Source organism: Citrobacter sp. Cpo147, assembly GCF_030332405.1.
Taxonomy (GTDB): Bacteria; Pseudomonadota; Gammaproteobacteria; order Enterobacterales; family Enterobacteriaceae; genus Citrobacter; species Citrobacter portucalensis.
Genome location: NZ_JAOWHX010000041.1, coordinates 122,106 through 143,196, shown reverse-complemented (window position 1 = coordinate 143,196; position 21,091 = coordinate 122,106). Strand labels below are relative to the sequence as shown.

18 protein-coding genes are annotated in these 21,091 nt (G+C 54.3%); all 18 read left to right on the top strand.

Going from position 1 to position 21,091, the window contains the following annotated elements; all coding sequences use genetic code 11:
• Positions 1-99: 99 nt before the first annotated feature.
• The 18 genes from ilvI (at position 100) to ftsZ (ending at position 21,026) form a co-directional block, all read left to right on the top strand.
• The gene (ilvI, locus tag OGY06_RS21405) at positions 100-1,824 is read left to right on the top strand and encodes an acetolactate synthase 3 large subunit (protein ID WP_003829567.1); all 1,725 of its coding nucleotides are present in this window, start codon (positions 100-102) and stop codon (positions 1,822-1,824) included.
• Between the two features lie 2 nt (positions 1,825-1,826).
• Complete coding sequence (gene ilvN / locus OGY06_RS21400) at positions 1,827-2,318, top strand: acetolactate synthase small subunit (RefSeq protein WP_003829566.1); 492 nt, start codon at positions 1,827-1,829, stop codon at positions 2,316-2,318.
• A gap of 264 nt (positions 2,319-2,582) precedes the next feature.
• Positions 2,583-3,587 carry a catabolite repressor/activator gene (gene cra, locus OGY06_RS21395; RefSeq protein WP_003018794.1) on the top strand — a complete coding sequence of 335 codons (1,005 nt, stop codon included), beginning with the start codon at positions 2,583-2,585 and terminating at the stop codon, positions 3,585-3,587.
• A gap of 613 nt (positions 3,588-4,200) precedes the next feature.
• The gene (mraZ, locus tag OGY06_RS21390; RefSeq protein ID WP_003018792.1) at positions 4,201-4,659 is read left to right on the top strand and encodes a division/cell wall cluster transcriptional repressor MraZ; all 459 of its coding nucleotides are present in this window, start codon (positions 4,201-4,203) and stop codon (positions 4,657-4,659) included.
• A 1-nt stretch (position 4,660) separates the two neighbouring features.
• Entirely contained in the window at positions 4,661-5,602 is a 942-nt protein-coding gene (gene rsmH / locus OGY06_RS21385; RefSeq protein ID WP_003018789.1) for a 16S rRNA (cytosine(1402)-N(4))-methyltransferase RsmH, read from the top strand.
• On the top strand, positions 5,599-5,964 hold the full coding sequence (gene ftsL / locus OGY06_RS21380) for a cell division protein FtsL (protein ID WP_000625651.1): 366 nt from the start codon (positions 5,599-5,601) through the stop codon (positions 5,962-5,964). Before rsmH ends, ftsL begins: the two co-directional genes overlap by 4 nt.
• 15 nt (positions 5,965-5,979) lie before the next feature.
• Positions 5,980-7,746, top strand: coding sequence for a peptidoglycan glycosyltransferase FtsI (ftsI, locus tag OGY06_RS21375; RefSeq protein WP_003829538.1), 1,767 nt, complete (start codon positions 5,980-5,982; stop codon positions 7,744-7,746).
• Positions 7,733-9,220, top strand: a complete 1,488-nt coding sequence (murE, locus tag OGY06_RS21370; RefSeq protein ID WP_003829536.1) for a UDP-N-acetylmuramoyl-L-alanyl-D-glutamate--2,6-diaminopimelate ligase — start codon at positions 7,733-7,735, stop codon at positions 9,218-9,220. The genes ftsI and murE overlap by 14 nt, the downstream gene beginning before the upstream one ends.
• Complete coding sequence (murF, locus tag OGY06_RS21365; RefSeq protein ID WP_218667633.1) at positions 9,217-10,575, top strand: UDP-N-acetylmuramoyl-tripeptide--D-alanyl-D-alanine ligase; 1,359 nt, start codon at positions 9,217-9,219, stop codon at positions 10,573-10,575. Before murE ends, murF begins: the two co-directional genes overlap by 4 nt.
• Complete coding sequence (mraY, locus tag OGY06_RS21360; RefSeq protein ID WP_003018774.1) at positions 10,569-11,651, top strand: phospho-N-acetylmuramoyl-pentapeptide-transferase; 1,083 nt, start codon at positions 10,569-10,571, stop codon at positions 11,649-11,651. Before murF ends, mraY begins: the two co-directional genes overlap by 7 nt.
• 2 nt (positions 11,652-11,653) lie before the next feature.
• Entirely contained in the window at positions 11,654-12,970 is a 1,317-nt protein-coding gene (gene murD / locus OGY06_RS21355) for a UDP-N-acetylmuramoyl-L-alanine--D-glutamate ligase (protein ID WP_149335399.1), read from the top strand.
• Positions 12,970-14,214, top strand: coding sequence for a cell division protein FtsW (ftsW, locus tag OGY06_RS21350; RefSeq protein WP_003829529.1), 1,245 nt, complete (start codon positions 12,970-12,972; stop codon positions 14,212-14,214). Before murD ends, ftsW begins: the two co-directional genes overlap by 1 nt.
• Positions 14,211-15,278 carry an undecaprenyldiphospho-muramoylpentapeptide beta-N-acetylglucosaminyltransferase gene (gene murG, locus OGY06_RS21345; protein ID WP_003829528.1) on the top strand — a complete coding sequence of 356 codons (1,068 nt, stop codon included), beginning with the start codon at positions 14,211-14,213 and terminating at the stop codon, positions 15,276-15,278. The genes ftsW and murG overlap by 4 nt, the downstream gene beginning before the upstream one ends.
• 51 nt (positions 15,279-15,329) lie before the next feature.
• The gene (murC, locus tag OGY06_RS21340; RefSeq protein ID WP_003018763.1) at positions 15,330-16,805 is read left to right on the top strand and encodes a UDP-N-acetylmuramate--L-alanine ligase; all 1,476 of its coding nucleotides are present in this window, start codon (positions 15,330-15,332) and stop codon (positions 16,803-16,805) included.
• Entirely contained in the window at positions 16,798-17,718 is a 921-nt protein-coding gene (locus OGY06_RS21335) for a D-alanine--D-alanine ligase (RefSeq protein WP_003829526.1), read from the top strand. The genes murC and OGY06_RS21335 overlap by 8 nt, the downstream gene beginning before the upstream one ends.
• A gap of 1 nt (position 17,719) precedes the next feature.
• A complete protein-coding gene (gene ftsQ / locus OGY06_RS21330) occupies positions 17,720-18,553 on the top strand; it encodes a cell division protein FtsQ (RefSeq protein WP_003018758.1) in 834 nt (277 codons plus the stop codon).
• The gene (gene ftsA, locus OGY06_RS21325) at positions 18,550-19,812 is read left to right on the top strand and encodes a cell division protein FtsA (RefSeq protein WP_003018755.1); all 1,263 of its coding nucleotides are present in this window, start codon (positions 18,550-18,552) and stop codon (positions 19,810-19,812) included. The genes ftsQ and ftsA overlap by 4 nt, the downstream gene beginning before the upstream one ends.
• 62 nt (positions 19,813-19,874) lie before the next feature.
• Positions 19,875-21,026 (top strand): cell division protein FtsZ, encoded by a 1,152-nt coding sequence (ftsZ, locus tag OGY06_RS21320; protein WP_003018753.1) that lies wholly within the window; start codon positions 19,875-19,877, stop codon positions 21,024-21,026.
• The last annotated feature ends 65 nt before the right edge of the window (positions 21,027-21,091 follow it).

Sequence of the window (21,091 nt, the reverse complement as noted above, 5' to 3'; positions counted from 1 at the left end):
TTTACTCCAGTGCCACCCCTTCGGAGTCAATTGCCATGCGTCATCGTCAGCGGTTAATGTGTTGTTAAACCGTAATTCATTATAAGAGTGAGGCAAGCCATGGAGATGTTGTCTGGAGCCGAGATGGTCGTCCGATCGCTCATCGATCAGGGTGTGAAGCAGGTATTCGGTTATCCCGGGGGGGCCGTTCTCGATATTTATGATGCGCTGCATACGGTCGGCGGTATTGATCATGTGCTGGTTCGCCATGAACAAGCTGCGGTACATATGGCTGATGGCCTTGCGCGCGCCACGGGAGAAGTGGGTGTTGTATTAGTTACCTCCGGACCGGGGGCGACCAACGCGATTACCGGAATCGCAACGGCTTACATGGATTCCATTCCGCTGGTGATCCTCTCCGGACAGGTCGCAACGTCGCTGATTGGCTACGATGCCTTCCAGGAGTGCGACATGGTAGGTATATCCCGCCCGGTGGTAAAACACAGCTTCCTGGTCAAACAAACGGAAGATATCCCACAGGTGCTGAAAAAAGCCTTCTGGCTGGCAGCAAGCGGTCGCCCAGGACCGGTGGTGGTGGATTTGCCGAAGGATATTCTGAATCCGGCGAAGAAACTGCCTTATAGCTGGCCGGACTCGGTGAGTATGCGCTCGTATAATCCGACGACGACGGGACATAAGGGACAGATCAAACGGGCGCTACAGACGCTGGTCGCGGCGAAGAAACCGGTTGTCTATGTGGGCGGTGGAGCGGTCAATGCTGCTTGCCATGAGCAGTTAGCTCAGATTGCTGAAGCGCTGAATCTGCCGGTTGTCTCCTCGCTAATGGGGTTGGGCGCGTTTCCGGCCACGCATCGTCAGGCGCTGGGTATGTTAGGGATGCACGGTACCTACGAAGCGAATATGACCATGCATCATTCCGATGTGATCTTTGCTGTCGGCGTTCGCTTTGACGATCGAACGACGAATAACCTGGCAAAATATTGTCCGAATGCGACCGTGCTGCATATCGACATCGATCCGACCTCTATTTCTAAAACCGTTACTGCGGATATTCCGATTGTGGGTGATGCCCGTCTGGTGCTGGATCAAATGCTCGAACTGCTGGAGCAGGAGAAATCACAGCAGCCACTGGATGATAACCGTGACTGGTGGCAACAGATTGAGCACTGGCGCGCCCGTCAGTGTCTGAAATATGACACGCAAAGCGAAAGCATTAAGCCGCAGGCGGTGATTGAAGCCATCTGGCGTCTGACGAAAGGGGAGGCGTATGTGACCTCTGACGTTGGCCAGCATCAGATGTTTGCCGCACTTTATTATCCGTTCGATAAACCGCGTCGCTGGATTAACTCAGGCGGCCTCGGCACGATGGGATTCGGTTTACCCGCGGCGTTAGGGGTGAAAATGGCGTTGCCGGATGAAACGGTAGTGTGCGTCACCGGGGATGGCAGCATTCAGATGAATATCCAGGAGCTGTCGACGGCGCTGCAGTATGAACTGCCGGTGCTGGTGCTCAACCTTAACAACCGTTATCTCGGCATGGTCAAACAATGGCAGGACATGATCTACTCCGGGCGTCACTCCCAGTCTTACATGCAGTCGCTGCCCGATTTTGTGCGCCTTGCTGAGGCTTATGGGCATATCGGTATCCAGATTAATCATCCAGATGAACTGGAGAGCAAGCTGGGTGAAGCGCTGGAGCATGTGCGTAACCATCGCCTGGTGTTTGTCGACGTCACCGTCGACGGCAGTGAGCATGTCTACCCGATGCAGATTCGTGGGGGTGGGATGGATGAAATGTGGCTAAGCAAAACGGAGAGGACCTGATTATGCGCCGGATATTATCAGTATTGCTGGAAAACGAGTCGGGTGCATTATCGCGGGTGATTGGCCTCTTCGCCCAGCGTGGTTACAACATTGAAAGCCTGACCGTCGCGCCGACCGATGACCCGACCTTATCGCGGATGACGATTCAGACGGTAGGGGACGAGAAAGTCCTTGAGCAGATCGAAAAGCAGCTCCACAAACTGGTGGATGTTCTGCGCGTTAGCGAGCTGGGGCAGGGTGCCCACGTTGAACGAGAAATCATGCTGGTGAAAATCCAGGCCAGCGGTTATGGCCGGGAGGAGGTGAAACGCAACACGGAGATTTTCCGCGGGCAAATCATCGACGTGACGCCGTCTATCTACACAGTACAACTGGCGGGCACCAGCGACAAGCTGGATGCGTTTCTGGCAACCCTACGTGAAGTCGCCAAAATTGTGGAAGTTGCTCGTTCCGGTGTGGTGGGACTCTCCCGTGGCGATAAAATTATGCGCTAATCGTCAACCGTAGGCCTGGTAAGCACAGCGATATCAGACCTCATCGTGGAGGTCATGCCGGATAGCGGCATAAACGTCTTATCCGGCCTACATGTAACGTACCCGTTTGCGCTGATGCTACCTGCTGCGTTTTTTTTTGCGAAATCAGCAGTAACCAGAGACAAAAGCGGTTGCCGCAGTCATTATTCTGCGCTTAGATGTTAAGAAGTTTAACCCATGCCATCTAAAAGGTTATGGTTTGTACATTTTACGCAAGGGGCAATTGTGAAACTGGATGAAATCGCTCGGTTGGCCGGCGTTTCGCGAACGACTGCAAGCTACGTTATTAATGGCAAAGCAAAGCAATATCGCGTAAGCGACAAAACGGTTGAAAAAGTCATGGCGGTGGTGCGTGAGCATAATTACCACCCGAATGCCGTGGCGGCCGGGCTGCGTGCTGGACGCACACGTTCTATCGGGCTGGTGATCCCGGATCTTGAGAACACAAGCTATACCCGGATCGCAAACTATCTGGAACGCCAGGCGCGTCAGCGTGGGTATCAGCTATTGATTGCCTGCTCTGAAGATCAGCCGGATAACGAAATGCGCTGTATTGAGCATCTTTTACAGCGCCAGGTCGATGCCATTATTGTGTCGACTTCTTTGCCGCCTGAGCATCCGTTCTACCAACGCTGGGCAAACAGTTCATTCCCGATTGTGGCGCTGGACCGTGCACTGGACCGCGAACATTTTACCAGCGTTGTGGGTGCGGATCAGGATGATGCGGAAATGCTGGCAGAGGAGTTACGCAAATTCCCTGCTGAAACCGTCCTCTATCTGGGCGCGCTTCCTGAATTATCCGTCAGTTTCCTGCGCGAGCAGGGTTTTCGTACCGCGTGGAAGGACGATCCGCGTGAAGTCCATTTCCTGTACGCCAACAGCTATGAGCGGGAAGCAGCTGCGCAGTTGTTTGATAAATGGCTGGAAACGCACCCAATGCCTCAGGCGTTGTTTACCACGTCGTTTGCCCTGTTGCAGGGCGTGATGGATGTGACCCTGCGTCGTGATGGGCAACTGCCGTCTGATTTAGCGATTGCGACTTTTGGCGATCACGAACTGCTCGACTTCCTACAGTGCCCGGTACTGGCAGTGGCACAGCGCCATCGCGATGTCGCAGAACGCGTGCTGGAGATTGTACTGGCAAGTCTGGACGAACCGCGTAAACCAAAACCAGGTTTAACGCGTATACGGCGTAATCTGTACCGTCGTGGTATTCTCAGCCGTAACTAAGTTTCCTCAATTGATGACGTCGGCGGGATAAGCCTCTGACGTCTTCAATTTTTCTATTCTCAGAAATAACCGCATTATATTTAAGAATATTCTTTAGAATTATCTGAAATTCATTCTTGAAATACCCCGAATTAAAAATGCAACTATCCATTTTTGGGTTATTGATACGTAACGACGCGTTACGCTTGTATTATTTTGTTACATGCTTGTATGGATTTGCCGAATTAACAAACACTTTGCTCTCGTATTGCGGCCATCTGGTGCTTACCTCGACTCTGCGCGGCGTACAGACCGATTAACTGGTACTGTTAACTCGCTGCATATTGTCCTAAAATGCCGCTCGCGTCGCAAACTGACACTTTATATTTTCTTTGGATGATATTCAGTTGTTTTAAACAATGATGAGTTGTTGGATTTTTTTCTTACAAATATTCATGACGTTAATTTGCTTCGTTTGCTGTACGGAATTTGTTCAACGCTGATATTAGCCGTAAACAATGGGTTTTTTGCTCCGCTAAGCGCCGTGACTTGCTTGACAAGGTTTTCCTCCGCTCCGTAAACTCCTTTAAGTGGGAATTTGTGGGATAAAGTGGTAATTGGGGGTGAGACTGGCATGTTCCGGGGAGCAACGTTAGTTAATCTCGACAGTAAAGGGCGCTTATCCGTGCCTACCCGTTATCGGGATCAACTGCTTGAGAGCGCTACCGGTCAAATGGTTTGCACCATTGACATCCATCACCCGTGCCTGCTGCTGTACCCCCTGCCTGAATGGGAAATAATCGAGCAGAAGCTATCGCGTCTGTCGAGCATGAATCCAGTTGAGCGTCGCGTACAGCGCTTATTGTTGGGTCATGCCAGCGAATGTCAGATGGATAACGCTGGTCGATTACTGATAGCACCCATTCTGCGGCAACACGCAGGGCTAACGAAAGAAGTGATGCTGGTTGGGCAGTTCAATAAGTTTGAGCTGTGGGATGAAACGACCTGGTATCAACAGGTCAAGGAAGATATCGACGCTGAGCAGTCTGTTACTGGCGCGTTGTCGGAACGATTGCAGGATTTGTCTCTATAAAATGACGGAAAATTATAAACATACAACGGTGTTGCTGGATGAAGCCGTAAACGGCCTGAATATTCGTCCAGACGGCATCTACATTGACGGGACATTTGGTCGCGGTGGTCACTCACGTCTGATCCTCTCCCAACTTGGCGAAGAGGGACGTTTACTGGCAATCGATCGCGATCCGCAGGCTATTGCCGTTGCAAAAACGATTACCGATCCCCGTTTCTCCATCGTACATGGACCTTTCTCTGCGCTGGCTGACTATGTCGCCGAGCGTGGACTGACCGGTAAGATCGACGGGATTCTACTCGATCTGGGCGTTTCTTCACCGCAGCTCGATGACGCAGAGCGCGGTTTCTCGTTTATGCGTGACGGTCCGTTAGACATGCGTATGGACCCAACACGCGGTCAGTCAGCGGCCGAATGGCTGCAAACCGCCGATGAAGCAGACATTGCCTGGGTGATTAAAACCTTTGGCGAAGAGCGCTTCGGCAAACGCATTGCGCGCGCCATCGTCGAGCGCAACCGCATCGAACCGATGACCCGCACCAAAGAGCTGGCGGAAGTCATTGCGGCGGCAATGCCGGTGAAGGACAAATTCAAACATCCCGCGACCCGTACCTTCCAGGCGGTGCGCATTTGGGTGAACAGTGAACTGGAGGAGATAGAGCAGGCGCTAAAAAGCTCGCTCAGCGTGCTGGCTCCAGGTGGTCGCCTTTCGATCATCAGTTTCCATTCGCTTGAAGACCGCATTGTGAAACGCTTTATGCGTGAACAAAGCCGTGGTCCTCAGGTACCGGCTGGAATACCGATGACCGAAGCGCAGATCAAAAAGCTGGGCGGCCGTGAGTTAAGAGCACTAGGCAAGATGATGCCGGGTGAAGAAGAGGTAGCTGAGAATCCTCGTGCCCGTAGTTCAGTTCTGCGTATTGCAGAGAGGACGAACGCATGATCAGCAGAGTGACAGAAGCCCTAAGCAAAGTTAAAGGATCGATAGGAAGCAACGAGCGCCATGCCTTGCCTGGCGTGATCGGTGACGATCTTTTGCGGTTTGGGAAGCTGCCACTCTGCCTGTTCATTTGCATTATTTTGACGGCGGTTACCGTCGTGACAACAGCCCACCATACGCGGTTACTGACCGCGCAGCGTGAGCAGCTGGTTCTGGAGCGAGATGCGCTGGATATCGAATGGCGTAACTTGATCCTTGAGGAGAACGCGCTCGGCGACCATAGCCGTGTTGAACGGATCGCAACGGAAAAGCTGCAAATGCAGCATGTCGATCCCTCACAAGAAAATATCGTAGTACAAAAATAAGGATAAACGCGACGCATGAAAGCAGCGGCAAAAACGCACAAACCAAAACGCCAGGAAGAACAAGCCAACTTTATCAGTTGGCGTTTTGCGTTACTGTGCGGCTGTATTTTGCTGGCACTGGGTTTTCTGCTGGGGCGCGTTGCCTGGCTGCAAATCATCGCGCCGGACATGCTGGTGCGTCAGGGTGATATGCGCTCTCTACGCGTCCAGGAAGTGTCTACATCACGCGGAATGATTACCGACCGCTCTGGTCGCCCGCTGGCGGTGAGCGTTCCGGTTAAAGCTATATGGGCCGACCCGAAAGAAGTACATGATGCAGGCGGCGTGAGCGTTGGCGAACGCTGGAGAGCGCTGTCAACCGCGCTGAATCTCCCGCTCGATCAACTGGCTTCCCGCATTAACGCCAACCCGAAAGGGCGCTTTATCTATCTGGCGCGTCAGGTAAACCCTGACATGGCCGACTACATCAAGAAACTGAAGCTGCCGGGTATCCACCTGCGCGAAGAATCCCGCCGTTACTATCCTTCCGGAGAAGTGACTGCTCACCTCATCGGTTTTACTAACGTCGACAGCCAGGGGATTGAAGGCGTTGAGAAGAGCTTCGACAAGTGGCTCACCGGACAACCGGGTGAACGTATTGTACGTAAAGACCGTTATGGCCGCGTCATTGAAGATATCTCCTCTACCGACAGCCAGGCGGCGCATAACCTCGCGTTGAGCATTGATGAGCGTTTACAGGCACTGGTTTACCGCGAACTGAATAACGCCGTGGCGTTCAACAAGGCGGAGTCAGGCAGTGCGGTACTGGTGGATGTAAACACCGGTGAAGTGTTGGCCATGGCCAACAGTCCGTCCTACAACCCGAACAATCTCACCGGTACGCCAAAAGACGCGATGCGTAACCGTACCATCACCGACGTGTTTGAACCGGGTTCTACCGTTAAACCGATGGTGGTGATGACCGCGCTGCAGCGTGGCGTGGTACGCGAAAATACCGTCCTCAACACTATCCCTTACCGAATTAATGGTCACGAAATCAAAGACGTGGCGCGTTATAGCGAATTAACCCTCACCGGGGTTTTGCAGAAGTCGAGTAACGTCGGTGTTTCCAAGCTGGCGTTAGCGATGCCGTCCTCAGCGTTAGTAGATACTTACTCACGTTTTGGGCTGGGAAAAGCGACCAATTTGGGGTTGGTCGGAGAACGCAGTGGCTTATATCCTCAAAAACAACGGTGGTCTGACATAGAGAGGGCCACCTTCTCTTTCGGCTACGGGCTAATGGTAACACCGTTACAGTTAGCGCGAGTCTATGCAACGATCGGCAGCTACGGCGTTTATCGTCCACTGTCGATTACCAAAGTTGACCCTCCTGTTCCGGGCGAGCGTATCTTCCCGGAAGATACCGTGCGTACCGTCGTGCATATGATGGAAAGCGTGGCGCTGCCCGGCGGCGGCGGCGTGAAGGCGGCGATTAAAGGCTATCGTATCGCCATTAAAACCGGTACAGCGAAAAAAGTAGGGCCAGATGGCCGCTACATCAACAAATACATTGCTTATACCGCAGGTGTTGCGCCTGCGAGTCAGCCGCGCTTCGCGCTGGTTGTTGTTATCAACGATCCGCAGGCGGGTAAATACTACGGTGGCGCCGTTTCCGCGCCGGTCTTTGGTGCCATCATGGGCGGCGTACTGCGTACCATGAACATCGAGCCGGATGCGCTGACAACGGGCGATAAAAATGAATTTGTGAATAATCAAGGCGAGGCAACAGGTGGCAGATCGTAATTTGCGCGACCTTCTTGCTCCATGGGTGCCGGGTGCACCGGAGCGAGCACTGCGGGAGATGACGCTTGACAGCCGTGTGGCTGCATCAGGCGATCTCTTTGTCGCAGTATTGGGTCATCAGGCGGACGGGCGTCGGTATATCCCGCAGGCGATAGCGCAAGGTGTGGCTGCCATTATTGCAGAAGCAAAAGATGAAGCTACTGATGGTGAAATCCGTGAAATGCATGGCGTTCCGGTCATCTATCTCAGTCAGCTTAACGAACGTTTATCTGCACTGGCGGGCCGTTTTTACCACGAGCCTTCTGAGAAAATGCGTCTGGTCGGCGTAACCGGGACTAACGGTAAAACCACCACCACCCAATTGCTGGCCCAGTGGAGCCAACTGCTTGGCGAAACCAGCGCGGTAATGGGAACAGTAGGCAATGGCCTGCTGGGCAAAGTGATCCCGACGGAAAATACCACCGGTTCAGCCGTTGATGTCCAGCATGTGCTGGCGGGGCTGGCTGCGCAGGGCGCAACGGTTGGCGCGATGGAAGTCTCTTCACATGGCCTGGTTCAGCATCGCGTGGCGGCGCTGAAGTTTGCCGCATCAGTATTTACTAACTTAAGCCGTGACCATCTCGACTACCACGGCGACATGGAACATTATGAAGCCGCGAAATGGCTGCTGTATTCCACGCACCATTGCGGTCAGGCCATCGTCAATGCGGATGATGACGTCGGTCGTCGCTGGCTGGCGAAACTCCCGGATGCGGTTGCCGTTTCGATGGAAGACCACATCAACCCGAACTGTCATGGTCGTTGGTTAAAAGCGGTTGACGTGAAGTATCACGACAGCGGGGCAACGATTCGTTTTACCTCCTCATGGGGCGACGGCGAAATTGAAAGCCGCCTGATGGGGGCGTTTAACGTCAGCAATCTTCTGCTGGCGCTGGCAACGCTGTTGGCACTGGGCTATCCGTTAGCTGATTTACTGAAAACGGCGACACAATTGCAGCCGGTTTGCGGACGTATGGAAGTGTTCAGCGCGCCGGGTAAAACCACCGTGGTGGTTGATTACGCCCATACGCCAGATGCGCTGGAAAAAGCGCTGCAGGCGGCACGTTTGCACTGTACAGGCAAACTGTGGTGCGTCTTTGGCTGCGGCGGCGATCGCGACAAAGGCAAACGTCCGTTGATGGGCGCAATCGCCGAGCAGTTTGCAGATGTTGTCGTGGTGACTGATGACAACCCACGTACCGAAGAGCCGCGCGCCATTATTAACGACATTCTGGCGGGTATGCTGGATGCCGGACAGGCGAAGGTGATGGAAGGGCGCGCAGAAGCCGTGACAAACGCCATTATGCAGGCGAAAGAAAACGACGTGGTGCTGGTGGCCGGGAAAGGTCACGAAGATTACCAGATCGTTGGCTCGCAGCGTCTCGACTATTCTGACCGCGTGACCGCAGCGCGTCTGCTGGGGGTTATCGCATGATTAGCGTAACGCTCAGCCAACTGGCGGAGATCCTCCGTGGCGAACTGAAAGGGGCCGATCTGACCCTTGATGCCGTAACAACCGATACGCGTAAAGTGACGCCGGGCTGCCTGTTTGTGGCGCTGAAAGGCGAACGCTTTGATGCCCATGATTTTGCAGACAAAGCGCAAGAGAGCGGGGCGGGTGCGCTGCTGGTCAGCCGCCCGTTGGACACCAACCTGCCGCAGCTGATTGTTAAAGATACGCGTCTGGCGTTTGGTGAACTGGCGGCGTGGGTTCGCGCTCAGGTTCCGGCGCGCGTTGTCGCGCTGACCGGCTCATCCGGTAAAACGTCCGTCAAAGAGATGACGGCTGCCATTCTGAGCCAGTGTGGTAACACCCTATATACCGCGGGCAATCTGAATAACGACATCGGCGTACCGATGACGCTGCTGCGCTTAAACAACGATTACGACTATGCCGTGATTGAGCTCGGCGCCAACCATCAGGGCGAAATCGCCTGGACCGTCGGCCTGACGCGTCCGGAAGCGGCGCTGGTGAACAACCTGGCCGCCGCGCACCTGGAAGGCTTCGGCTCTCTGGCGGGCGTTGCGAAGGCAAAAGGTGAGATTTTTACCGGCCTGTCTGCGAACGGTATCGCCATTATGAATGCCGACAACAACGACTGGTTGAACTGGCAAAGCATCATCGGCGATCGCAAAGTCTGGCGCTTCTCCCCGAATGCGGCCAACAGCGACTTTTCTGCGACCAACGTTCATGTGACCTCGCATGGCACGGAATTTTCTCTGCAAACGCCGACCGGAAGCATTGATGTCCTGCTGCCGTTGCCGGGTCGCCACAATATCGCTAACGCCCTTGCGGCGGCGGCGCTTTCTATGGCGGTAGGCGCGACGCACGAGGCGATCAAAGCGGGTTTGCAAGATCTGCAGGCGGTACCAGGACGTCTGTTCCCGATTCAACTCGCAGAAAATCAGCTGCTGCTGGACGACTCCTATAACGCGAACGTCGGTTCGATGACCGCAGCGGTGCAGGTGCTGTCTGAAATGCCGGGCTATCGCGTACTGGTCGTTGGCGATATGGCAGAACTTGGCGCAGAAAGTGAAGCATGCCATGTACAGGTAGGTGTTGCTGCGAAAGCAGCAGGTATCGACCGTGTACTGAGTACAGGAAAACTGAGTCAGGCAATTAGCGACGCCAGTGGCGTTGGCGAACATTTTGCGGATAAAAGCGCGCTGGCCGCGCATCTTAAAGCATTGATTGCAGAACATCAGGTCATGACGATTTTAGTGAAGGGTTCACGTAGTGCCGCCATGGAAGAGGTAGTACGCGCATTACAGGAGAATGGGACATGTTAGTTTGGCTGGCCGAACATTTGGTCAAATATTATTCCGGCTTTAACGTCTTTTCCTATCTGACGTTTCGCGCCATCGTCAGCCTGCTGACCGCGCTGTTCATCTCTTTGTGGATGGGCCCGCGCATGATTGCCCGCTTGCAAAAAATGTCCTTTGGACAGGTTGTACGTAACGACGGTCCTGAATCGCACTTTAGTAAACGTGGTACGCCAACCATGGGCGGGATCATGATCCTCACCGCGATTGTTATCTCCGTTCTGTTGTGGGCATATCCGTCGAACCCGTACGTATGGTGCGTGCTGGTGGTATTGATTGGCTACGGCATTATCGGTTTTGTCGATGACTACCGCAAAGTGGTGCGAAAAGATACCAAGGGCCTGATTGCCCGCTGGAAGTACTTCTGGATGTCGGTGATTGCGCTGGGTGTAGCCTTTGCGCTGTACCTCGCCGGTAAAGATACCCCGGCTACCGAGCTGGTGGTGCCGTTCTTTAAAGATGTCATGCCGCAGTTGGGGCTGTTCTACGTGCTGCTGGCGTACTTCGTGATTGTGGGTACTGGCAACGCGGTAAACCTCACCGATGGCCTGGATGGTCTGGCGATTATGCCGACCGTGTTCGTGGCAGCGGGTTTTGCGCTGGTGGCATGGGCGACCGGTAACATGAACTTTGCCAACTATCTGCACATTCCCTATTTACGCCATGCCGGTGAGTTGGTGATCGTCTGTACGGCGATTGTCGGCGCGGGGTTAGGCTTCCTGTGGTTTAACACCTATCCGGCGCAGGTCTTTATGGGCGACGTCGGTTCGCTGGCGCTGGGCGGCGCGCTGGGCATTATTGCCGTGCTGCTGCGTCAGGAGTTCCTGCTGGTAATCATGGGCGGCGTATTTGTTGTGGAAACGCTGTCGGTCATTTTGCAGGTTGGCTCCTTTAAGCTGCGCGGACAGCGCATCTTCCGTATGGCGCCGATTCACCATCACTATGAACTGAAAGGCTGGCCGGAACCGCGCGTAATTGTGCGCTTCTGGATTATTTCGCTGATGCTGGTGCTGATTGGCCTGGCAACGCTGAAGGTACGTTAATCATGGCTGATTACCAGGGTAAAAAAGTCGTCATTATCGGTCTGGGATTGACCGGGCTGTCATGCGTGGATTTCTTTCTGGCGCGTGGTGTGACGCCGCGTGTGATGGATACCCGCGCAACGCCACCTGGCCTGGATAAATTGCCGGAAGCGGTTGAGCGTCATGTTGGCAGCCTGAATGATGATTGGCTGCTGGCCGCCGATCTCATCGTCGCCAGCCCTGGTATTGCCCTGGCGCATCCTTCGCTGAGCGCCGCTGCTGATGCAGGGATCGAAATTGTCGGTGACATCGAGCTGTTCTGTCGTGAAGCGCAGGCGCCGATCGTCGCGATCACCGGTTCCAACGGGAAAAGCACCGTCACCACGTTGGTGGGAGAAATGGCGAAAGCGGCTGGTGTGAACGTGGGTGTTGGCGGAAATATCGGCCTGCCCGCGCTGATGCTGCTGGATGACGAACGTGAGCTGTATGTACTGGAGCTGTCGAGCTTCCAGCTGGAGACAACCTCCAGCTTACAGGCTGTAGCCGCCACCATTTTGAACGTCACCGAAGATCATATGGACAGGTATCCGTTTGGCTTGCAGCAGTACCGTGCGGCCAAACTGCGCGTCTATGAGAATGCGAAAGTGTGTGTGGTTAATGCCGATGATGCGCTGACCATGCCGATTCGCGGGGCGGATGAGCGCTGCGTGAGCTTTGGCATCAACATGGGTGACTATCATCTCAATTGTCAGCAGGGTGAAACCTGGCTGCGGGTGAAGGGCGAAAAAGTCCTGAACGTGAAAGAGATGACGCTTACCGGCCAGCATAACTATACCAACGCACTGGCTGCGCTGGCGCTGGCGGATGCTGCGGGTCTGCCGCGGGCATCCAGCCTGAAAGCGCTGACTACCTTTACCGGTCTGGCTCATCGTTTCCAGTTGGTACTGAATCATAACGGTGTGCGTTGGATTAACGATTCAAAAGCCACCAACGTTGGCAGCACAGAAGCGGCACTGAATGGTCTGCACGTTGACGGTACGTTGCACCTGCTGCTGGGCGGCGATGGGAAATCGGCCGACTTTACGCCGCTGCAACGCTACCTGACTGGCAACAACATTCGTCTGTACTGCTTTGGTCGCGATGGCGCGCAGCTTGCCGCTCTGCGTCCTGAGGTTGCGGAACACACTGAAACCATGGAGCAGGCAATGCGTCTGCTCGCACCGCGTGTGAAGTCGGGTGATATGGTGCTGCTGTCGCCAGCCTGCGCCAGCCTTGACCAGTTCAAGAACTTTGAGCAACGCGGTGACGTCTTTACCCGTTTAGCGAAGGAGTTGGGTTGATGCGATTCTCTCTCCCTCGTCTGAAAATGCCGCGCGTACCGGGACTGGGTGTCCTGGCGTGGATCTTCGCGGCACTTAAAGGCTGGGTGATGGCTTCGCGTGATAAAGACGCGGACAGCCTGATCATGTATGACCGCATGCTGCTGTGGCTGACTTTTGGTCTGGCAGCGATCGGTTTTGTGATGGTGACATCGGCATCAATGCCCGTAGGGCAACGTCTGGCAGGCGATCCCTTCCTGTTTGCTAAGCGTGACGCGCTGTATATCTTCCTCGCGTTCTGTCTGGCGATGGTGACGCTGCGTCTGCCGATGGAGTTCTGGCAGAAGTACAGCACGACGATGCTGATCGCCTCGATCATCATGTTGTTGATCGTTCTGGTGGTGGGGAGCTCCGTTAACGGGGCATCGCGCTGGATCGCGCTGGGGCCGCTGCGTATTCAGCCTGCGGAATTCACCAAGCTGTCGCTGTTCTGTTATCTCGCTAACTACCTGGTGCGTAAAGTCGATGAAGTGCGTAACAACCTGCGCGGCTTCTTAAAACCGATGGGTGTGATTCTGGTGCTGGCAGTCTTACTGCTGGCGCAGCCTGACCTTGGTACGGTAGTGGTGCTGTTTGTCACGACGCTGGCGATGCTGTTTCTCGCTGGTGCGAAACTGTGGCAGTTCATTGCCATTATCGGCATGGGGATTTCGGCGGTGGTGCTGCTGATCCTTGCCGAACCGTATCGTATTCGCCGCGTAACCTCCTTCTGGAACCCATGGGAAGATCCGTTTGGCAGCGGCTACCAGTTAACGCAATCGCTGATGGCTTTTGGTCGCGGTGAGGTTTGGGGTCAGGGGTTAGGTAATTCAGTGCAAAAACTGGAGTATTTACCAGAAGCGCACACCGACTTCATCTTCGCCATCATTGGGGAAGAGCTGGGTTATATCGGTGTGGTATTGGCACTTTTAATGGTATTCTTCGTCGCTTTTCGCGCGATGTCGATCGGTCGCAAAGCACTGGAAATTGACCACCGTTTTTCAGGCTTTTTAGCCTGCTCCATCGGGATTTGGTTCAGCTTCCAGGCCCTGGTAAACGTCGGCGCGGCAGCAGGTATGCTGCCAACAAAAGGTCTGACGTTACCGCTGATCAGTTATGGTGGTTCCAGTTTGTTGATTATGTCGACGGCCATCATGTTTTTGTTACGTATTGATTATGAAACGCGTCTGGAAAAAGCCCAGGCGTTTACACGAGGTGCACGATGAGTGGTCAACCGAAGCGGTTAATGGTGATGGCAGGCGGTACCGGTGGGCATGTGTTCCCGGGGCTGGCGGTCGCGCACCATTTAATGGCCCAGGGCTGGCAGGTTCGTTGGCTGGGCACCGCCGATCGTATGGAAGCGGACTTAGTGCCGAAGCATGGCATTGAAATTGACTTTATTCGCATCTCCGGTTTGCGTGGCAAAGGTGTCAACGCGCTGCTTGCCGCCCCCGTGCGTATTTTTAATGCCTGGCGTCAGGCGCGCGCCATTATGAAGCAGTTTAAGCCTGATGTGGTGCTGGGGATGGGCGGCTATGTGTCCGGCCCTGGCGGTCTGGCTGCCTGGTCATTAGGCATCCCGGTTGTCCTGCATGAGCAGAACGGCATTGCGGGATTAACCAACAAGTGGCTGGCGAAGATTGCAACGAAGGTGATGCAGGCTTTTCCTGGCGCTTTCCCGAATGCGGAAGTGGTGGGTAACCCGGTACGCACCGACGTTCTGGCGCTGCCGTTGCCCGAAGCGCGTCTGGCGGGGCGTGAAGGCCCGGTTCGCGTGCTGGTCGTCGGGGGATCTCAGGGCGCACGCGTATTGAACCAGACGATGCCGCAGGTTGCCGCAAAGCTTGGTGACGCGGTGACTATCTGGCATCAGAGTGGCAAAGGCGCGCAGCAAACCGTTGAACAGGCGTATGCCGACGCGGGACAACCGCAGCACAAGGTCACTGAGTTTATTGATGATATGGCAGCCGCCTACGCGTGGGCGGATGTTGTAGTTTGTCGCTCCGGCGCGCTGACGGTAAGCGAAATTGCCGCTGCGGGTTTGCCTGCGCTGTTTGTGCCTTTCCAGCACAAAGACCGACAGCAGTACTGGAATGCGCTGCCGCTTGAGAAAGCGGGCGCCGCTAAAATTCTTGAGCAGCCGCAGTTTACTGTGGATGCCGTCGCGAACACCCTTTCCGGGTGGTCGCGAGAAACCTTATTAACCATGGCAGAACGTGCGCGCGCCGCATCCATACCGGATGCCACAGAGCGTGTTGCTAATGAAGTGAGCCGGGCTGCCCGGGCGTAATTGTGGTGATGCCTTTTGCATCGCATGAACTAAGAAGTTAATGGCTAAAGAATGAATACACAACAACTGGCAAAACTGCGTTCCATCGTGCCCGAAATGCGTCGCGTTCGGCACATTCACTTTGTCGGCATCGGTGGTGCTGGTATGGGCGGTATTGCCGAAGTTTTGGCCAACGAAGGTTATCAGATCAGTGGTTCTGACCTGGCGCCGAACCCGGTGACGCAGCAGTTGACGAATCTGGGCGCCACGATTTTCTTCAACCATCGCCCTGAAAATGTGCGTGATGCGAGCGTGGTGGTGGTATCCAGCGCGATTTCTGCGGATAACCCGGAAATTGTTGCGGCGCATGAAGCGCGTATTCCGGTGATCCGTCGTGCTGAAATGCTGGCGGAGTTAATGCGTTTTCGTCACGGTATCGCCATTGCCGGGACGCACGGTAAAACCACGACCACAGCGATGGTCTCCAGTATCTACGCAGAAGCGGGGCTGGATCCGACGTTTGTCAACGGCGGTCTGGTGAAGGCCGCAGGCGTCCATGCGCGTCTGGGTCATAGCCGTTATTTAATTGCGGAGGCGGATGAGAGCGATGCGTCGTTCCTGCATTTGCAGCCGATGGTAGCGATTGTTACCAATATCGAAGCCGATCATATGGATACCTACCATGGCGACTTCGAAAATTTAAAGCAGACGTTTATTAATTTCCTGCATAACTTGCCGTTTTATGGTCGTGCGGTTATGTGCGTTGACGACCCGGTGATCCGCGAGTTGTTGCCGCGAGTTGGTCGTCAAACCACAACCTATGGTTTCAGCGATGATGCTGATGTGCGCGTCGAAGATTACCAGCAGATTGGTCCACAAGGGCACTTCACGCTGCTGCGTCAGGGGATGGCCGATTTACGCGTGACGTTGAACGCACCGGGCCGTCACAATGCGCTGAACGCGGCGGCGGCGGTGGCAGTGGCAACAGAAGAAGGCATTGAAGACGACGCAATTCTGCGCGCGCTGGAAAGTTTCCAGGGCACCGGGCGCCGTTTTGACTTCCTCGGCGAATTCCCGCTGGAGCCGGTAAACGGTAAAGCCGGGACGGCGATGCTGGTGGATGATTATGGTCATCACCCAACGGAAGTGGATGCCACGATTAAAGCTGCTCGCGCGGGCTGGCCGGACAAAAATCTGGTAATGCTGTTCCAGCCGCACCGCTTTACGCGTACACGCGATTTGTATGACGACTTTGCCAACGTGCTGACTCAGGTCGATGCGCTGTTGATGCTGGATGTATACGCCGCGGGTGAAGCTGCGATTCCGGGGGCTGACAGCCGCTCGCTGTGCCGTACGATCCGTGGTCGCGGTAAGATCGACCCGATTCTGGTATCCGATCCGGCTCAGGTGGCAGACATGTTGGCGCCGGTATTAACCGGCAACGATCTGATTTTGGTGCAGGGCGCTGGAAATATCGGCAAAATCGCGCGTTCCTTAGCTGAAATCAAACTGAAGCCGCAAAACCCGGAGGAAGAACAACATGGCTGATAAAATCGCGGTCCTGTTAGGGGGAACCTCCGCAGAGCGTGACGTTTCGCTGAATTCCGGCGCGGCCGTACTGGCAGGGTTACGCGAAGGTGGTGTGGATGCTCATCCAATTGACCCAAAAGAGGTTGATGTCACTCTTTTGAAATCGATGGGTTTTCAAAAGGTGTTTATTGCGCTGCACGGTCGTGGTGGTGAAGATGGCACGTTGCAGGGCATGCTGGAGCTGATTGGTCTGCCGTATACCGGTAGTGGCGTCATGGCTTCTGCCATTTCGATGGACAAACTGCGCAGCAAACTGTTGTGGCAGGGGGCTGGTTTACCGGTCGCGCCTTGGGTCGCATTGACTCGCGCTGAATTCGAAAAAGGTCTTAGCGATGAGGTGGTTACGGAGATTTCTGCGTTAGGTTTGCCGCTGATTGTGAAGCCAAGCCGTGAAGGCTCAAGCGTAGGGATGTCAAAAGTTGAAGAAGAAAATGCTTTGCATGGTGCATTAGCATTGGCTTTTCAGCATGATGAAGAAGTACTGATCGAAAAATGGCTCAGTGGCCCGGAATTTACAGTTGCGATGCTTGGTGAAGAAATTTTACCGTCAATACGTATCCAACCCGCGGGAACCTTCTATGATTATGAGGCGAAGTATCTCTCTGATGAGACACAATATTTCTGCCCTGCCGGTCTGGAAGTCGAACAAGAGGCACGTTTACAGGAATTAGTCCTGAAAGCGTGGACCACATTGGGCTGTAAAGGTTGGGGTCGCATTGACGTCATGCTGGACAGCGATGGCCAGTTTTATCTGCTGGAAGCGAATACCTCTCCGGGTATGACCAGCCACAGTCTGGTGCCGATGGCGGCGCGTCAGGCGGGGCTGAGCTTCTCGCAGTTGGTGGTAAGAATTCTGGAGTTGGCGGACTGATATGTCGCAGGCTGCGCTGAACACGCGAAACGGTGATGAAGAAGAAGTAAACTCCTCACGCCGCAATAATGGAACGCGTCTTGCAGGAATATTGTTCCTGCTGACAGTGCTGTGCACCGTGTTTGTCAGCGGCTGGGTAGTGTTGGGATGGATGGAAGATGCGCAACGTTTGCCTTTATCGAAACTGGTGTTAACCGGCGAACGGCATTACACGCGCAATGACGATATTCGTCAGTCCATTCTGGCGCTGGGCGCTCCGGGAACCTTTATGACTCAGGATGTGAACATCATTCAGAGTCAAATTGAACGCCTCCCCTGGATTAAACAGGCGAGCGTCAGAAAGCAATGGCCCGATGAATTGAAGATTCATCTGGTTGAATATGTGCCCATTGCGCGTTGGAATGACCAACATATGGTGGATGCTGAAGGAAATACGTTCAGTGTTCCAACCGGTCGGGCCAATAAGCAGGTATTACCCATGTTGTATGGACCGGAAGGCAGCGCAAGTGAAGTGTTGCAAGGGTTCCGCGATATGGGGCAGGTGCTGGCTAAGGATAGATTCACCCTGAAGGAAGCGGCGATGACCGCTCGTCGTTCCTGGCAGTTGACGCTGAATAACGATATTAAGCTGAATCTGGGCAGGGGCGATACGATAAAACGTTTGGCTCGCTTTGTGGAACTCTACCCGGTTTTACAGCAGCAGGCGCAAACCGATGGCAAACGGATTAGCTACGTTGATTTGCGTTATGACTCAGGAGCGGCAGTAGGCTGGGTTCCCTTGCCTCCTGAGGAATCTAATCAGCAACAGAATCAGGCACAGGCAGAACAACAATGATCAAGGCGACGGACAGAAAACTGGTAGTTGGACTGGAGATTGGCACCGCGAAGGTAGCCGCTTTAGTAGGGGAAGTTCTGCCCGACGGTATGGTCAATATCATTGGCGTGGGCAGTTGCCCATCGCGAGGTATGGATAAAGGCGGGGTGAATGACCTTGAGTCAGTGGTGAAGTGCGTACAGCGCGCCATTGACCAGGCTGAACTGATGGCAGATTGCCAGATTTCCTCGGTGTATCTGGCACTTTCCGGTAAACATATTAGCTGTCAAAATGAAATTGGTATGGTGCCCATTTCCGAAGAGGAAGTGACGCAGGAAGATGTGGAAAACGTAGTACATACGGCAAAATCCGTACGCGTTCGCGATGAACATCGTGTTCTGCACGTTATTCCGCAGGAATACGCCATCGACTACCAGGAAGGCATTAAAAATCCGGTCGGTCTTTCCGGCGTGCGTATGCAGGCAAAAGTCCATCTTATTACCTGCCACAACGACATGGCGAAGAACATTGTCAAAGCCGTTGAACGTTGTGGTCTGAAAGTTGACCAACTGATTTTTGCCGGGTTGGCAGCCAGTTATTCCGTGTTGACGGAAGATGAACGTGAGCTGGGTGTCTGCGTGGTGGATATTGGTGGTGGTACAATGGACATCGCCGTTTATACTGGCGGGGCGTTGCGCCACACTAAAGTGATCCCTTATGCAGGGAATGTAGTGACCAGCGATATCGCGTATGCCTTTGGTACGCCGCCGAGCGATGCTGAAGCCATCAAAGTGCGTCATGGATGCGCGCTGGGCTCCATCGTGGGTAAAGACGAAAGCGTTGAAGTGCCAAGCGTAGGTGGTCGTCCACCGCGTAGCCTGCAACGTCAGACCCTGGCAGAGGTCATTGAGCCGCGTTATACCGAGCTGCTCAACCTGGTCAACGAAGAAATTTTGCAATTACAAGAACAGCTTCGCCAGCAGGGTGTGAAACATCATCTGGCGGCGGGGATTGTGTTAACCGGTGGCGCTGCGCAAATTGAAGGTCTTGCGGCCTGCGCACAGCGCGTGTTCCATACGCAAGTACGTATTGGCGCACCGCTGAATATCACTGGTCTGACGGATTATGCCCAGGAGCCTTATTATTCAACGGCAGTGGGGCTGCTTCACTACGGGAAAGAATCCCATTTGAGTGGTGAGGCTGAAGTTGAAAAACGCGTTACGGCATCAGTTGGCTCGTGGATCAAACGACTCAATAGCTGGCTGCGAAAAGAGTTTTAATTTTTAAAGAGACCAACGCACATTAACGGTCTCAGGCGACAGGCACAACGGAGAGAGAAACTATGTTTGAACCTATGGAACTAACCAATGACGCGGTGATTAAAGTCATCGGCGTCGGCGGCGGCGGCGGTAATGCCGTTGAACACATGGTGCGCGAGCGCATCGAAGGTGTTGAATTCTTCGCGGTGAATACCGACGCTCAGGCGTTGCGTAAAACGGCGGTTGGACAGACCATTCAGATTGGTAGCGGCATCACCAAAGGTCTGGGCGCGGGTGCAAACCCGGAAGTAGGCCGTAATGCGGCAGACGAAGACCGTGAAGCTCTGCGTGCAGCGCTTGACGGCGCAGACATGGTGTTTATCGCAGCAGGCATGGGCGGCGGTACCGGTACCGGTGCAGCGCCAGTGGTTGCTGAAGTAGCAAAAGATTTAGGTATTCTGACCGTAGCTGTAGTGACTAAGCCTTTCAACTTTGAAGGTAAGAAGCGTATGGCATTCGCGGAACAGGGTATCACCGAGCTGTCCAAACATGTGGACTCTCTGATCACTATTCCGAATGACAAGCTGCTGAAAGTGCTGGGGCGCGGAATCTCCCTGCTGGATGCGTTTGGCGCAGCGAACGACGTGCTGAAAGGCGCAGTCCAGGGTATCGCTGAACTGATTACTCGTCCGGGCCTGATGAACGTCGACTTTGCAGACGTGCGCACCGTGATGTCCGAAATGGGCTACGCGATGATGGGGTCAGGCGTGGCAAGCGGTGAAGACCGTGCAGAAGAAGCGGCTGAAATGGCTATCTCTTCTCCGCTGCTGGAAGACATCGATCTGTCTGGCGCGCGCGGCGTGCTGGTCAACATTACTGCGGGCTTCGACCTGCGTCTGGATGAGTTCGAAACCGTCGGTAACACGATTCGTGCCTTTGCATCGGATAATGCGACCGTGGTTATCGGTACCTCCCTGGACCCGGATATGAACGACGAACTGCGCGTCACCGTTGTTGCGACTGGAATTGGTATGGACAAACGTCCTGAAATCACTCTGGTGACCAACAAGCAGGTACAGCAGCCGGTAATGGATCGCTACCAGCAGCACGGCATGGCGCCGTTGACGCAAGAGCAGAAACCGGTAGCGAAAGTGGTTAACGACAATACGCCGCAAACCACCAAAGAGCCGGATTATCTGGATATCCCAGCATTCCTGCGTAAGCAAGCTGATTAAGAATTAGCTGGAATTTGGGAATTGTGGCTCTTTGTGCTAAACTGGCCCACCGAATGTATAGTACA